The organism is Pseudomonas halotolerans (assembly GCF_039581215.1).
Lineage (GTDB): Bacteria > Pseudomonadota > Gammaproteobacteria > Pseudomonadales > Pseudomonadaceae > Aquipseudomonas > Aquipseudomonas tehranensis.
The window spans coordinates 70,645-84,298 of the sequence record NZ_JBCNTJ010000010.1 but is presented as its reverse complement, the minus strand read 5'-3'; the positions used below and the strand labels follow the sequence as shown (position 1 = coordinate 84,298).

General features: G+C 61.8%; 12 protein-coding genes. 6 read left to right on the top strand and 6 right to left on the bottom strand.

Annotation, left to right across the window (positions count from 1 at the left end):
- The first annotated feature begins 4 nt into the window (after positions 1 to 4).
- From AAIS01_RS15315 to AAIS01_RS15305, 3 genes are all read left to right on the top strand, one after another.
- Positions 5 to 412 carry a lipoprotein gene (locus AAIS01_RS15315; protein WP_047226279.1) on the top strand — a complete coding sequence of 136 codons (408 nt, stop codon included), beginning with the start codon at positions 5 to 7 and terminating at the stop codon, positions 410 to 412.
- 268 nt (positions 413 to 680) lie between these two features.
- Positions 681 to 1,556: a polyamine aminopropyltransferase gene (gene speE, locus AAIS01_RS15310; RefSeq protein WP_343469639.1), complete on the top strand. Its 876-nt coding sequence runs from the start codon at positions 681 to 683 to the stop codon at positions 1,554 to 1,556.
- A gap of 293 nt (positions 1,557 to 1,849) precedes the next feature.
- The gene (locus tag AAIS01_RS15305) at positions 1,850 to 3,943 is read left to right on the top strand and encodes an LTA synthase family protein (protein ID WP_343469638.1); all 2,094 of its coding nucleotides are present in this window, start codon (positions 1,850 to 1,852) and stop codon (positions 3,941 to 3,943) included.
- A gap of 59 nt (positions 3,944 to 4,002) precedes the next feature.
- On the opposite strand, the gene AAIS01_RS15300 is transcribed toward AAIS01_RS15305, so the two are convergent.
- Positions 4,003 to 4,155: a DUF3309 family protein gene (locus tag AAIS01_RS15300; protein WP_092397593.1), complete on the bottom strand. Its 153-nt coding sequence runs from the start codon at positions 4,153 to 4,155 to the stop codon at positions 4,003 to 4,005.
- A 291-nt stretch (positions 4,156 to 4,446) separates the two neighbouring features.
- Between AAIS01_RS15300 and AAIS01_RS15295 the strand changes: the two genes are divergently transcribed.
- The 3 genes from AAIS01_RS15295 (at position 4,447) to csrA (ending at position 6,003) form a co-directional block, all read left to right on the top strand.
- The gene (locus AAIS01_RS15295) at positions 4,447 to 5,262 is read left to right on the top strand and encodes an SDR family oxidoreductase (protein ID WP_092397595.1); all 816 of its coding nucleotides are present in this window, start codon (positions 4,447 to 4,449) and stop codon (positions 5,260 to 5,262) included.
- 57 nt (positions 5,263 to 5,319) lie between these two features.
- The gene (locus AAIS01_RS15290; protein ID WP_343469637.1) at positions 5,320 to 5,652 is read left to right on the top strand and encodes a YnfA family protein; all 333 of its coding nucleotides are present in this window, start codon (positions 5,320 to 5,322) and stop codon (positions 5,650 to 5,652) included.
- 150 nt (positions 5,653 to 5,802) lie between these two features.
- On the top strand, positions 5,803 to 6,003 hold the full coding sequence (csrA, locus tag AAIS01_RS15285) for a carbon storage regulator CsrA (RefSeq protein ID WP_256231474.1): 201 nt from the start codon (positions 5,803 to 5,805) through the stop codon (positions 6,001 to 6,003).
- Here csrA and AAIS01_RS15280 read toward each other — a convergent pair.
- From AAIS01_RS15280 to mnmC, 5 genes are all read right to left on the bottom strand, one after another.
- Complete coding sequence (locus tag AAIS01_RS15280; protein WP_024778700.1) at positions 5,992 to 6,219, bottom strand: YheU family protein; 228 nt, start codon at positions 6,217 to 6,219, stop codon at positions 5,992 to 5,994. The genes csrA and AAIS01_RS15280 overlap by 12 nt on opposite strands.
- Before the next feature lie 236 nt (positions 6,220 to 6,455).
- Positions 6,456 to 7,646 carry an osmoprotectant NAGGN system M42 family peptidase gene (locus tag AAIS01_RS15275; protein ID WP_431191925.1) on the bottom strand — a complete coding sequence of 397 codons (1,191 nt, stop codon included), beginning with the start codon at positions 7,644 to 7,646 and terminating at the stop codon, positions 6,456 to 6,458.
- A gap of 177 nt (positions 7,647 to 7,823) precedes the next feature.
- Positions 7,824 to 9,557 carry an N-acetylglutaminylglutamine synthetase gene (gene ngg / locus AAIS01_RS15270; protein ID WP_343469636.1) on the bottom strand — a complete coding sequence of 578 codons (1,734 nt, stop codon included), beginning with the start codon at positions 9,555 to 9,557 and terminating at the stop codon, positions 7,824 to 7,826.
- A gap of 3 nt (positions 9,558 to 9,560) precedes the next feature.
- A complete protein-coding gene (locus AAIS01_RS15265) occupies positions 9,561 to 11,333 on the bottom strand; it encodes an N-acetylglutaminylglutamine amidotransferase (RefSeq protein ID WP_343469635.1) in 1,773 nt (590 codons plus the stop codon).
- 285 nt (positions 11,334 to 11,618) lie between these two features.
- The gene (gene mnmC, locus AAIS01_RS15260; RefSeq protein WP_343469634.1) at positions 11,619 to 13,601 is read right to left on the bottom strand and encodes a bifunctional tRNA (5-methylaminomethyl-2-thiouridine)(34)-methyltransferase MnmC2/FAD-dependent 5-carboxymethylaminomethyl-2-thiouridine(34) oxidoreductase MnmC1; all 1,983 of its coding nucleotides are present in this window, start codon (positions 13,599 to 13,601) and stop codon (positions 11,619 to 11,621) included.
- Positions 13,602 to 13,654: the final 53 nt, after the last annotated feature.

Sequence of the window (13,654 nt, the reverse complement as noted above, 5' to 3'; positions counted from 1 at the left end):
CACCATGACCGCCATCGCTCGTATCACCCTGCTCACGCTCGTCCTGGGCCTGAGTGCTTGTGCGGTCCAGCGTCCGCCGCAGCCGTCGGCGCCGCTGCCTCCCATCCCGTCTTCAGGCCCGGCCACCAAGCCGGGGCCGTCGACCGCCCCAAGCAAGCCCGTCACGCCGAACACACCGGCCAAGCCGTTGCCTCGTACTTCCGCCAGCTTCGCCCCGCCACCCGGCGGCAATAGCCACTGGGACGCCAAGCTTGGAGTCTATGTGCTGGACAACCACACCAACACCTTCTATCGCCAGCGCACCTATTACCGCTGGAGCAACGGCTGGAGCCGCTCCATCAGCCCCAACGGGCCGTGGGAAGAGACCACCATCGAAGGCGTGCCGGCGGGGTTGGGGCGTCAGTTCCATTAAAAGCTGGCGATGAACCCTGTGGCGAGGGGATTTATCCCCGCCGGGCTGCGAAGCAGCCCCCAAACCAGGCAACTCGGTGTGTCAGGAAGATTGAGTTCAGTGTCAAAGGGCTGCTTCGCAGCCCAGCGGGGATAAATCCCCTCGCCACAAGGGACTGAGTTCAGCAGGTGATGGTTTTCAAGGTTCGACCTGTCATCCCCGCCGTCGTAGAATGCGCGCCTTTGCGAGCCTTCATCGGCCAACCGCGTATTTATCGGAGCACCTGACCATGACGACTACCCCGACCGGCGACTACCTGGAAACCCTCTACGAAGGCTACGGCCAGCGTTTTCGGATGGACAAGCTGCTGCACGAAGTGCGCACCGAGCACCAGCACCTGGTGATTTTCGAGAACCCGCGTATGGGCCGGGTGATGGCGCTCGATGGGGTGATCCAGACCACCGAAGCCGACGAATTCATCTACCACGAAATGCTGACCCACGTACCGATCCTCGCCCACGGCGCGGCCAAGCGCGTGTTGATCATCGGCGGTGGCGACGGCGGCATGTTGCGCGAGGTGACCAAGCACCTGGGCGTTGAGCACATCACCATGGTGGAAATCGACGGCACCGTGGTGGACATGTGCAAGGAGTTCCTGCCCAACCACTCCAAAGGCGCCTACGACGACCCGCGCCTGAACCTGGTGATCGACGACGGCATGCGTTTTGTCGCGACCACTCAGGAGAAATTCGACGTCATCATTTCCGACTCCACCGACCCGATCGGTCCGGGTGAAGTGTTGTTTTCGGAAAACTTCTACCAGGCCTGTCACCGCTGCCTGAACGAAGGCGGCATTCTGGTGACCCAGAACGGCACGCCATTCATGCAACTGGGCGAAGTACAAACCACCGCCGGGCGTCTGCGTGGCCTGTTTGCCGATTGGCATTTCTACCAGGCTGCCGTGCCGACCTACATTGGCGGCGCGATGACTTTCGCCTGGGGCTCGACGGATACCGCCTATCGCAAGCTGTCTCGTGAAACCCTGCGCGAGCGTTTCATTGGCAGCGGCATCGTCACCCGTTATTACAACCCCGAAGTTCACCTCGGCGCGTTCGCCATGCCGCAGTACGTTCTGCAGGCAATCAACAAACCAAGCAACGACTGATCATCAATCACGCTGACCTGTGGTGAGGGGATCTATCCCCTGGCCACAGTGCGGTTCGGCACACAATTCATCGGGCAATCCGCGGTTTTGTGTTTGCGAATGGTCATTGAACAAAATTTTCACAGACCCTCACGGACAATCCCGGCGCTTGTTGCGGTCGGTGAGTCAAATGGCGATGCCCCGCCATTCATTCAACGCTTGCGCACTCGCGTAGACCCAAGGACCCGGGTGATGTCGGCATAGGACGCGCCGTTGTTCTATTCGCCCTCAACCCCTTTAGGCCCTTACACGACATGGCAATCCCGGACGCCCTGAGTCAGCACCGCACCACGCATCGTCTGCTGCAACCGACCGTCAAATCACACCTGGCCTACACCCTGCTCTGTGCCTTGGTCATGATGATCATGTTCAGCCTGTTGCGCGTGGCGCTACTGGTCTACAACCGCGAAATGATCCTCGACACCCCGGCCTCGACCTTCGTTGAGGCATTCGTCAACGGGCTGCGTTTTGACCTGCGTCTGGTGGTCTATCTATGTATTCCGCTGGTGCTGGCCTTGTTCAGCGCGCGGGCCATGGCGGCCCGTGGTTTTTTTCGTTTCTGGCTGACCGTCACCGCCAGCATCGGGCTGTTCCTCGGTCTGATGGAGATGGACTTCTACCGCGAGTTTCACCAGCGTCTCAACGGCCTGGTCTTCCAGTATGTGCAGGAAGACCCGAAAACCGTGATGAGCATGCTCTGGTACGGTTTCCCGGTGGTGCGCTACCTGTTGGCGTGGGCCGTGGGCACGCTGATCCTCGCGATGGCGTTCAAGGGCGCCGACCGCGCGACCCGACCGCGCGGGCCGTTCAGTGGCGGCACCATTGGCACACGCCAGGTGGCTCCGTGGTACGGGCGTGTCGCGGTGTTCATGGTCTGTTTGGTCGTGGCCGTGGGCGCCGCCCGGGGCACACTGCGCCAGGGGCCGCCCATGCGCTGGGGTGACGTCTACACCACCGATTCGAACTTTGCCAACCAGTTGGGCCTTAATGGCACGTTGTCACTGGTGGCCGCGGCCAAGAGCCGGATGTCCGAACACCGTGACAACATCTGGAAAGCCACCCTCGAGCAGCCGCTGGCCCAGCAGACCGTGCGGGACATGTTGGTGATGCCCAACGACAAACTGGTCGATGCAGACACCGCTGCCGTACGTCGCGACTACACGCCACCCGCCGACAAGACTTTGCCGATCAAGAACGTGGTAGTGATCCTCATGGAAAGCATGGCGGGGCACTCGGTGGGCGCCCTGGGCGCGCCGGGCAATATCACGCCTTATCTGGACAAACTGTCCAAGGAAGGTCTGCTGTTTGACCGCTTCTTCTCCAATGGCACCCACACCCATCAGGGCATGTTTGCCACCATGGCGTGTTTCCCGAACCTGCCGGGCTTTGAGTACCTGATGCAGACACCTGAAGGCAGCCACAAGTTTTCCGGGCTGCCGCAACTGCTCAGTGCCCGAGACTACGATGACGTGTATGTCTACAACGGTGACTTCGCCTGGGACAACCAGTCGGGTTTCTTCAGCGGCCAGGGCATGACCACATTCATCGGGCGCAATGACTATGTAAACCCGGTGTTCTCCGATCCGACCTGGGGCGTGTCCGATCAGGATATGTTCGACCGTTCCCTGATCGAGCTCAAGGCGCGGGAAAACGGCAAGCCGTTCTATGCGCTTCTGCAAACCCTCTCCAACCACACGCCGTATGCGTTGCCGACACCGTTGCCGGTGGAGCCGGTCACGGACCGTGGCAGCCTGAATGCGCACCTGACCGCCATGCGTTATTCCGATTGGGCGCTGGGGCAGTTCTTCGAAAAGGCTCGTAAGGAGCCTTATTTCAAGGAAACACTGTTTGTCATCGTCGGTGACCACGGCTTTGGTAACGAGCGCCAGCTTACCGAAATGGACTTGGGCCGTTTCAACGTGCCCATGTTGTTGATTGGCCCGGGTGTCCAGGAAAAGTTCGGCCAGCGCAACCACACCGTGGGCACCCAGGTCGATATCGTCCCGACCATCATGGGCCGGATCGGCGGGCAAGTGCGTAACCAGTGCTGGGGCCGCGATCTGTTGAACCTGCCCCAGGGCGATAGCGGCTTTGGCGTGATCAAACCGTCGGGCAGTGACCAGACCACGGCGATCATCCGCGACGACAAAATCCTGGTGTTGCCGAGGGAAAAGGAAATGGCCCCCAAGTTGTATCGCTACCAACTCGGTGCCCAGCCACGCGCGGATGTCATTGCCGACGCGCCGCAGGCGGCTGAAATGAAACTCAAGCTGGAGGCGTTTCTGCAAACCGCCACCAAGAGCCTGCTGGATAATACCGCCGGCGTGACACAGGGTGTTCCGGACTGAGAAGTTCAGCGCATAAAAAAAGAGGCCTTAACGGGCCTCTTTTTTTTGCGCTCAACGGTTCATATCTTGCCCAGTAACAGCAGGATCAACAGCACTACCAGTACGACACCGAGGATACCGGACGGGCCGTAACCCCAACTTCTGGAGTGAGGGAAGACCGGCAGGCCACCGATCAGCAGGAGGATCAGGATAATGATGAGTATTGTGCCCATTGGTGATTTCCTTATTGGTCAGTTCTGGAGTGATGCAACTTTCAACTACCAGCACGCATGCATTAAATCCGGGCGGCTTACTATGTCCGACCGTAACGTCCTGTAAAAAATTCAATGTTTTTTAGTGCGCCAAAGAACCCCTCTATGGAAGCAAAGCTGCGCCACAGCGATGTTCCCCTGAAAACCCATTAAGGTTTGCCCCCGCCATTCAGCACTCTGATGGAGCGTGGGTCCGGCAAGGTCCTTCGCTACACTCGGCTCATCTCTCCCGGAACAACAAGGCTGTTTGCTATGCAAAATCGCATGATGATTACCGGTGCCGGTTCTGGCCTGGGTCGCGAAATCGCGCTGCGCTGGGCCCGCGAAGGTTGGCGCCTGGCCTTGTCGGACGTCAGTGAGCCGGGCCTTCAGGAAACCCTCAGGCTGGTGCGTGATGCCGGCGGCGACGGTTTCGTCCAGCGCTGCGATGTACGCGACTACAGCCAACTGACGGCGTTTGCCCAGGCCTGCGAAGAGAAGCTCGGCGGCATCGACATCATCGTCAACAATGCCGGTGTGGCCTCGGGTGGATTCTTCAGCGAACTGTCCCTGGAGGATTGGGACTGGCAGATCGCGATCAACCTGATGGGCGTAGTGAAGGGGTGCAAGGCGTTCTTGCCGTTGCTGGAAAAAAGCCACGGCAAGATCATCAACATCGCCTCCATGGCCGCCCTGATGCAGGGCCCGGCCATGAGCAACTATAACGTGGCCAAGGCCGGCGTGGTGGCGCTGTCGGAAAGCCTGCTGATCGAGTTGGCGCAGCAGGAAATCGGTGTGCATGTGGTGTGCCCGTCGTTTTTCCAGACCAACCTGCTGGACTCCTTCCGCGGCCCGACGCCGGCGATGAAAGCTCAGGTCGGCAAGTTGCTGGAAAGCTCGCCGATCAGCGCTGCCGATATCGCCGACTACATTTATGAGCAGGTCGCCCAGGGCCAGTTCATGATCCTGCCCCACGAGCAAGGCCGCATGGCCTGGGCGATCAAACAGAAGAATCCGCAGTTGCTGTACGACGAAATGACCGTCATGGCCGACAAGATGCGCGCCAAGGCTCGACAGAACCCGAGTTGACCTGAGTGTCCGGCGTCCTCAGGATGGCCACATTCGGCCCTCCTGATGGACGTTCCCATGCTCAACTATTTATGGTTTTTTCTCGCCGCGCTGTTTGAAATCGCTGGCTGTTACGCTTTCTGGATGTGGCTGCGCCAAGGCAAGAGCGCCTGGTGGATCGCGCCGGCGCTGCTGAGCCTTACACTGTTCGCCCTGTTGCTGACTCGCATCGAGGCGACTTACGCCGGTCGTGCCTACGCCGCCTATGGCGGGATTTATATCATCGCCTCGATCGGCTGGCTGGCCGTGGTGGAGCGAGCGCGGCCGCTGGCTTCGGACTGGGTGGGGGTGGCGCTCTGCGTGGTGGGGGCGAGTGTGATTCTGTTCGGCCCGCGGATGTCGACCTCATGAATAAATCCGCTATCGGACAGGTTTTGCAGGAAGTTTCCTTCAGTTGTCAGAGTCTCGCTTGTAGGGCGTTACTGAATTGCCGAGGGTGTCTTGAGAACCTCAAGCGGGCCGGGCATGGTCAAGGTCCAGATATTCTTAAGGACAAGAACCATGCTCGTACTTAGCCGCGCTGTGGGTGAACTGATTTCCATCGGTGATGATATTTCCGTCCGGGTGCTCTCGGTTAACGGCAGCACTGTTCGTTTTGGCGTGGAAGCGCCCCGGCATATCGACGTTCATCGCTCCGAGATCTACGAAAAGATTCAGAAAAAAAGGGCCCAGGCCAGCCGCAAGGTCTGTTCAGTCGAATAGATGCTTGGGCACGTCGTGCTTGAGCATCAACTGGCACTGTTCGCTTTCCGGGTCGAAGACGATCATCGCCTGGCCTTTGGTCAAGGCCTGCCGGACCCGCAATACGCGGGTTTCCAGCGGGGTGTCGTCGCCATTGTCGGTGCCGTCGCGGGTCACGAAATCTTCGATCAGGCGAGTGAGCGTGTCGACTTCGAGTTGGTCGTGGGGGATCAGCATGGGGTACCTCGGCTAGACAATGTCGCGATGCTACGGCCAAAGGGCTTTTGCGGCTAGCCTGTGGTTTTCGGTCATTGCAAATCCTGGTGGGAGCGGGCTTGCTCGCGAAGGCGGCGGTACGTTCAACATTTATGCAAACTGACCCACCGCACTTCGCGAGCAAGCCCGCTCCCACAGTTGGATTGTGTACACGTCGAGAGCACCAGGCATGCTGGCTGCCGGTACCGCGACTTGGCTCAGTTATCCGACCGCTGCCCAATCAAGCTGTCCACCGACGGCACCCGGGTATCGCTTTCCATCTGTGCATCGTGTTCGATCTGGTGACTGAAGCGGTCCAGCGAGCCCTGGGCCGGCTGGGCGTCGCTGGCGAATACCGGTGGGCTGAGGATGTAGGCGCCGAGCAGGCGGCTCAGGGCGGCCAGGCTGTCAATGTGAGTGCGTTCGTAGCCATGGGTGGCGTCGCAGCCGAAGGCGAGCAGGGCGGTGCGGATATCGTGGCCGGCCGTGACGGCGGAATGCGCATCGCTGAAGTAGTAACGGAACAGGTCGCGGCGCGCCGGCAGTTCGTTTTCCCTGGCCAGCTTCAGCAAGTGCCGTGACAGGTGATAGTCGTAGGGCCCGCCGGAATCCTGCATCGCCACGCTCACCGCGTGTTCGCTTGAGTGCTGGCCAGGTGCGACCGGGGCGATGTCGATGCCGACGAACTCGCTCACATCCCAAGGCAGTGCCGCCGCCGCGCCGCTGCCGGTTTCTTCGGTAATGGTGAAGAGCGGATGGCAGTCGATCAGCAGCTCTTCGCCGCTGTCGACAATCGCCTTGAGCGCCGCCAGCAGCGCCGCGACCCCGGCTTTATCGTCCAGGTGCCGCGCACTGATATGGCCACTCTCGGTGAACTCGGGCAAAGGATCGAAAGCCACATAGTCGCCAATGCCCACGCCCAGTGATTCGCAATCGGCGCGGGTGGTGCAGTAGGCGTCCAGGCGCAGTTCGATGTGGTCCCAACTGATGGGCATTTCATCGACGGCGGTATTGAATGCATGCCCGGACGCCATCAGCGGCAGTACGCTGCCGCGGATCACCCCCGTGTCGGTAAAGAGGCTGACCCGGCTGCCCTCGGCAAACCGGCTGGACCAGCAACCGACCGGCGCCAGGGTCAGGCGTCCGTTGTCCTTGATCGCGCGCACCGAGGCGCCGATGGTGTCCAGGTGAGCCGACACGGCCCGATCAGGGCTGCTCTGGCGGCCCTTGAGGGTGGCGCGGATGGTGCCGCGCCGGGTCATTTCAAAAGGAATGCCCAACTCTTCGAGCCGCTCGGCGACATAGCGCACGATGGTGTCGGTGAAACCGGTGGGGCTGGGAATGGCGAGCATTTCCAGCAGGACCTTTTGCAGGTATTCGAGATTCGGTTCGGGAATCTTGCTGATCATGGAAACTCCTCCAGGAAGGTTTAAGTAAGGGAAACCCGTGGCGAGGGAGCTTGCTCCCGCTCGACCGCGAAGCGATCGCCGTTCAGATCTCCGGCCTGTCCCACAAACCCGGTTATAGATGGAGGGGGCTGCTTCGCAGCCCAGCGGGAGCAAGCTCCCTCGCCACAGAGAAAAGACCTAGGCCACCGCCTGACTGTGGGGAAACAATAAATCCACAAAGCGCTCGGCAGTGGGTTGCGGTTCGTGATTGGCCAGGCCGGCGCGTTCGTTGGCTTCGATGAACACGTATTCGGGTTGATCGGCCGCCGGCACCAACAGGTCGAGGCCAACCATGGGAATATCCAGGGCCCGCGCGGCGCGTATCGCAGCTTCGGTCAGGGTCGGATGGAGGATCCCGGTGACATCTTCCAGCACGCCACCCGTATGAAGGTTCGCCGTACGCCGCACGAACAGGTGTTTGCCGGCCGGCAGCACACTGTCGTAGTCATAGCCGGCCGCGCTCAATGTACGTTGGGTCTCGGCGTCCGTGGGAATCTTGCTTTCACCCCCCGTGGCTGCTTGTCGGCGGCGGCTCTGGGCTTCGATCAGCGCACCGATGGTGTGCCGACCGTCGCCGATCACCTCCGCCGGCCGCCGGATCGCTGCGGCCACCACTTCAAAGCCAATCACCAGGATGCGCAGGTCCAGGCCTTCGTGGAAGCTTTCCAGCAACACTCGGCTGTCAAACTGGCGGGCTGTTTCAATCGCGCTCTGCACCTCTTCAATTGTGCGCAGATCCACCGCCACCCCTTGTCCCTGTTCACCGTCCAGAGGCTTGACCACCACCCGTTCGTGCTCATCGAGAAATGCCAGGTTGTCATCGGCGTTGCCTGCCAACTGTTGGGCCGGCAAGTTCAGGCCTGCGTTCTTCAGCACTTTGTGGGTCAGGCTTTTGTTCTGGCACAGGGTCATGCTGATAGCGCTGGTCAGGTCACTGAGGGATTCACGGCAGCGGATCCGGCGGCTGCCATGGACCAGGGTAAACAATCCCCCTTCGGCGTCGTCCACCTGGACTTCGATGCCCCGGCGGTGAGCCTCTTCGACAATGATGCGCGCATAAGGATTGAACGGCGCCTCTGGGCCTGGCCCGAGGAAGAGCGGCTGATTGATGCAGTTCTTGCGTTTGATGGCGAACGTCGAAAGGTTCCGGAACCCGAGTTTGGCGTAGAGACTTTTCGCCAGGCGATTGTCGTGCAGCACCGAAAGATCCAGGTAACTCAGGCCACGGCTCATGAAGTGCTCGATGAGGTGACGCACCAGGACCTCACCGACACCGGGCCGCGAACACTGCGGATCCACGGCCAGGCACCAGAGGCTGCTGCCGTTTTCCGGGTCGTTGAAGGCTTTCTGGTGATTGAGGCCCATGACGCTGCCGATCACCGCGCCGGTGTCATCATCTTCGGCCAGCCAGTACACCGGCCCGCCCTCATGGCGCGGCGTGAGCCGTTGCGGATCGATGGGCAACATGCCCCTGGCCTGATACAGCAGGTTGATCGCCTGCCAGTCGGCCTCGCTCTGGGCCCGGCGAATCCGGAAACCGCGAAATACCCGGGTGGCCTGGCGATAGTCGCTGAACCACAGGCGCAAGGTGTCGGATGGATCAAGAAACAACTGCGCCGGTTCCAGCCCCAATATTTGCTGGGGGGCGGCGACGTACAAGGCAATGTCGCGCTCGCCCGATTGTTCATTGAGCAGCTCTTGGGCCAGGCTTGCCGGGTCCGGGAAGGTATGGCCGATCAGCAATCGGCCCCACCCGCAGTGCACCGCAATCGGGTCGGCGCCCAGCTCACTGCCGTCTTCGGCCAAGCGTGCCTGCAGGCGTTCATAGGAGGGTGCCTGGCCGCGCAGCAGGCGTTGGTTGTGAGGTTTCATCCATCAGATTCCTTGCTCGCTGAGCCACAGGTTCAACGCCGCCAGTTGCCACAGCCTTGAGCCGCGCAACGGGGTGAGCTGGCCGTTGGGGTCGGTCAGCAGGCGATCCAGCATCGCCGGGTTGAACAGGCCGCGATCCTGGCTCGGATCCAGCAGTAGCTCACGGACCCAGGCCAAGGTGTTGCCTTCCAGATGCTTGAGACCGGGCACCGGGAAGTAGCCTTTTTTGCGGTCGATGACCTCGCCGGGGATGACCCGTCGGGCAGCTTCCTTGAGGACCTGTTTGCCGCCGTCAGGCAGCTTGAATTTCGCCGGAACCCGCGCCGAGAGCTCCACCAGGCGGTAATCCAGGAAGGGCGTGCGCGCTTCCAGGCCCCAGGCCATGGTCATGTTGTCGACGCGCTTGACCGGGTCGTCCACCAGCATCACGGTGCTGTCCAGGCGCAGGGCCTTGTCCACCGCCGCGTCGGCGCCTGGCTGGGCGAAGTGTTCCTTGACGAAGTCGCCGGCGGCGTCGTTCGCCGTGAGCCATTTGGGCTGCACGGTAGCGGCATATTCTTCGTAGCTGCGATCAAAGAACGCGGCGCGATAGGCCGCGTAGGGGTCACTGGCGCCGTCCACCTGCGGATACCAATGGTACCCGGCGAACAGTTCATCGGCGCCTTGGCCGCTTTGCACCACTTTGCAATGCTTGGACACTTCCCGCGACAGCAGGTAGAAGGCGATACAGTCATGGCTGACCATCGGCTCGCTCATGGCTCGAAACGCCGCCGGCAGTTGTTCGATGATTTCTTTTTCGTCGATGCGTAACTGGTGGTGATGAGTGCCGTAGTGCTTGGCGATCAGGTCCGAATACTGGAACTCGTCACCGCGCTCGCCGCCGGCATCCTGGAAGCCGATGGAGAAGGTGGACAGGTTTTCCACCCCGACCTCCCGCAGCAGGCCCACCAGCATGCTGGAGTCCACACCGCCGGAAAGCAGCACGCCCACATCCACGGCGGCACGCTGACGAATGGCGACCGCTTCGCGGGTGCTGTCGAGCACGCGGTCGATCCAGTCCTGCAGGTTCAGGTTCTGCTCATCGGCCCGTGGGCCATAGGGCAGGGTCCACCAGGTTTTCTGCTCGGTGGTGCCGTCGGCTTCGACCCGCATCCAGGTGGCGGGCGGCAGCTTTTCAACGCCGGCCAGCAGGGTGCGGGGCGCCGGGACCACGGCATGGAAGTTCAGGTAATGGTTCAGCGCCACCGGGCCGAGCATCGGGCTGATGTCGCCGCCCTTGAGCAGCGCCGGCAAGGCCGAGGCAAAGCGCAGGCGCTGGCCGGTGCGCGACAGGTACAGCGGCTTGACACCGAGACGGTCGCGGGCGATGAACAGCCGCTTGGCGTCGCGTTCCCAGATGGCGAAGGCGAACATGCCGTTGAGCTTGGGCAACAGCGCTTCGCCCCAGGCGTGGTAGCCCTTGAGCAGCACTTCGGTGTCGCCACCGGAATAGAAGGCGTAACCCAGGCCTTCCAGCTCGGCGCGCAATTCAGGGTAGTTGTAGATCGCGCCGTTGAAGGCCAGGGACAGGCCCAGTTGATTGTCGACCATCGGCTGGGCCGAGCCGTCGGACAGGTCCATGATTTTCAGGCGCCGATGGCCCAGGGCAATGGGGCCCTGACTGTGGAAACCCCACGCGTCGGGGCCGCGAGGGGCCAGGTGATGGGTGATTCGCTCTACGGCCGCAAGGTCCGCAGGTTGTTGATCGAAACGTAACTCTCCAGCTAATCCGCACATAAGTCCTTACCGGTTTTTCCGTTGGGGAGGGTCAAACAGCATACGCCAAAATGGCGGGTACTTTGAAACTGACCGATGGGATTGGCGTGAGTTTTAGATCAATGCGTTATAAGCCGATGGGTGGGGCTGCAGGGATTGCCGCGCGATTCAAACATTAAGAGGACCCTGTGGGAGCTGAGCTTGCTCGCGATTGCGTTAGATCAGCCAGCATCTTAGTAGACTGACACGCCGCTATCGCGAGCAAGCTCAGCTCCCACAGGGTTTGTGGTGTGTCTGCGATCTGCGTTAGGCCTTGCCTCGAACCAGCGCCCGCAACGCAAACCGGTTCGGATGGCAGGCCTCGGCCACGCTGCGGGGCAGGGGCAAAGGTTCGTTGTCCAGCCAGGCGGCAATCAACTCGCCCGACAAGGGCGCGGTGATCAGGCCCCGGGACCCGTGGCCGCTGTTGATGTACAAGCCCTCAAGCCAGGGGCATGGGCAGTCCGGCACCTGGCGGGCGTCCTTGCTCAGCGCCGAGTAGGCCTGGGTGAAGGCGCGACGTTCGGCCAAGGGACCGACAATCGGCAGATAATCCGGACTGGTGCACCGAAACGCCGCGCGGCCCTGGAGGTGTTCCGGGTCCAGGGTGCTGGCGTTCAGGCGGTCTACCAGATCAGTGGAGATTTGCTCCAGCATCTGCAGGTTGCCGGCGTGCTCGGCGGCGGTGGGGGTCAGGTCGTCGCTTTTGAAATCGAAACTGGCCCCCAGGGTGTGCTCACCCAAGCGTGCCGGCGCCACGTAGCCTTCAGCGCAAACCACCGTGCGCAGTGCCTGGCTGCGGGCGGTTTGCGCCAGGCGGGTGATTTGTCCGCGAATGCGCTTGAGGGGCAAGTCGGCGGCCGCGTCGAAGCGTTTGATCTCGGCGGCGCTGGCGAGGATCACGACCGGTGCGCTGGCCAGGCAACGTTCACCGTCCCAGGCCTGCCACTGGCCGTCGACGCGCCGCAGCTCGAGGACTTCATGGTGGGCTTGCACCTCAATCTTGAGGCCGGATGCCTGCCAGCGGCACAGCGCGGGCGGATGGACCCAACCGCCTTGCGGGTAAAACAGACCGCCACAGGTCAGGCCGATACCGGACTGCGCCTCGGCCTGGGGCTGATCCAGGACGTGCAGCAAATCCTCGGCAAAGGCCTCGGCCAATTGCGCCTGGCGCTCGGCTTCCTTGTCGCTGAAGGCCAGTTGCAAGACGCCGCAGCCGTCCCAGTCGACCCCTCGCTGCAGATGTTCGAGCAAGCGTCGGGTGTAACCGAAACCGCTGAGGATCATCTGCGACAAGGCCGTGCCATGGGCCGACAGCTTGAGATACAACACGCCCTGCGGGTTGCCGGAGGCTTCTTCGGCCAACCCGGCATGCCGTTCCAGCAGCGTCACCTGCCAGCCACGGGCCGCCAGGCTGGCCGCGCTGGCGCAACCGGCGAGGCCGCCGCCGATCACCAAGGCCCGACGCTCGCCACTGAGCGCGGCGGGGCGGGCGTACCAGGGCTTTACCGTGGTCGGTGCGGGTGTCAGCTGCGGCCAGCCGAGAAACACCCCGCGAAGGATTTCCCATTTATGGCCGATGCCCGGCGTGCGCTTCATCTTGAAGCCGGCCGCATTCAACAGTCGTCGCACCCAGCCGGTGCTGGTGAAGGTGCTGAGGGTCGCGCCGGGAGCGGCCAAGCGCGCCAGTTCGGCAAACAGCTCGGCGGTCCACATCTCGGGATTTTTCGCCGGCGCGAAACCGTCCAGGAACCAGGCATCGACTTGCGCATCCAGTTGCGGCAATTGCTCCAGGGCATCGCCGATCAACAAGGTCAGCGTCACCCGACCGTCCGCCAGCGTCAGGCGCTGGAAGCCTTGATGGATTGCGACGTATTGCACGAGCAGTTGATCAGCTTGAAGCTTGAGCTGCGGCCATAAGTCCAGTGCCCGGCGCAGGTCCTCAGGGCTCAAGGGGTATTTCTCGACACTGACAAAATGCAGCCGCGCTCCGATAGGCGCGCACTGTTCGAACAGCTGCCAGGCGCAGAGAAAATTCAGCCCGGTGCCGAACCCGGTTTCACCGATCACCAGCCGCCCGTCGTCCGGCAGTGCGGCAAAACGCTCGGCCAGGTCGTTCTGCTCAAGGAACACATAGCGCGTTTCTTCCAGGCCCGACTGATCGGAAAAATACACATCGTCGAACACCCGCGAGCGCGGACGACCTTGATCGTCCCAGTCGAGTTGGGCGTGGTGCTGTACGGGCGTCATGGCAGGCTCGGTCAAAACGGGAAGGCTATTCTAGCCGATCGATCGCTGAGCGC

What these genes read in the sequence shown, in the direction of transcription:
- AAIS01_RS15300 (WP_092397593.1), bottom strand. Translation starts at nt 4,155, where the DNA reads ATGGGCACAATACTCATCATTATCCTGATCCTCCTGCTGATCGGTGGC.
- csrA (WP_256231474.1), top strand. Translation starts at nt 5,803, where the DNA reads ATGCTCGTACTTAGCCGCGCTGTGGGTGAACTGATTTCCATCGGTGAT.
- ngg (WP_343469636.1), bottom strand. Translation starts at nt 9,557, where the DNA reads ATGAAACCTCACAACCAACGCCTGCTGCGCGGCCAGGCACCCTCCTAT.
- AAIS01_RS15275 (WP_431191925.1), bottom strand. Translation starts at nt 7,646, where the DNA reads ATGATCAGCAAGATTCCCGAACCGAATCTCGAATACCTGCAAAAGGTC.
- speE (WP_343469639.1), top strand. Translation starts at nt 681, where the DNA reads ATGACGACTACCCCGACCGGCGACTACCTGGAAACCCTCTACGAAGGC.
- AAIS01_RS15295 (WP_092397595.1), top strand. Translation starts at nt 4,447, where the DNA reads ATGCAAAATCGCATGATGATTACCGGTGCCGGTTCTGGCCTGGGTCGC.
- AAIS01_RS15290 (WP_343469637.1), top strand. Translation starts at nt 5,320, where the DNA reads ATGCTCAACTATTTATGGTTTTTTCTCGCCGCGCTGTTTGAAATCGCT.
- mnmC (WP_343469634.1), bottom strand. Translation starts at nt 13,601, where the DNA reads ATGACGCCCGTACAGCACCACGCCCAACTCGACTGGGACGATCAAGGT.
- AAIS01_RS15265 (WP_343469635.1), bottom strand. Translation starts at nt 11,333, where the DNA reads ATGTGCGGATTAGCTGGAGAGTTACGTTTCGATCAACAACCTGCGGAC.
- AAIS01_RS15315 (WP_047226279.1), top strand. Translation starts at nt 5, where the DNA reads ATGACCGCCATCGCTCGTATCACCCTGCTCACGCTCGTCCTGGGCCTG.
- AAIS01_RS15305 (WP_343469638.1), top strand. Translation starts at nt 1,850, where the DNA reads ATGGCAATCCCGGACGCCCTGAGTCAGCACCGCACCACGCATCGTCTG.
- AAIS01_RS15280 (WP_024778700.1), bottom strand. Translation starts at nt 6,219, where the DNA reads ATGCTGATCCCCCACGACCAACTCGAAGTCGACACGCTCACTCGCCTG.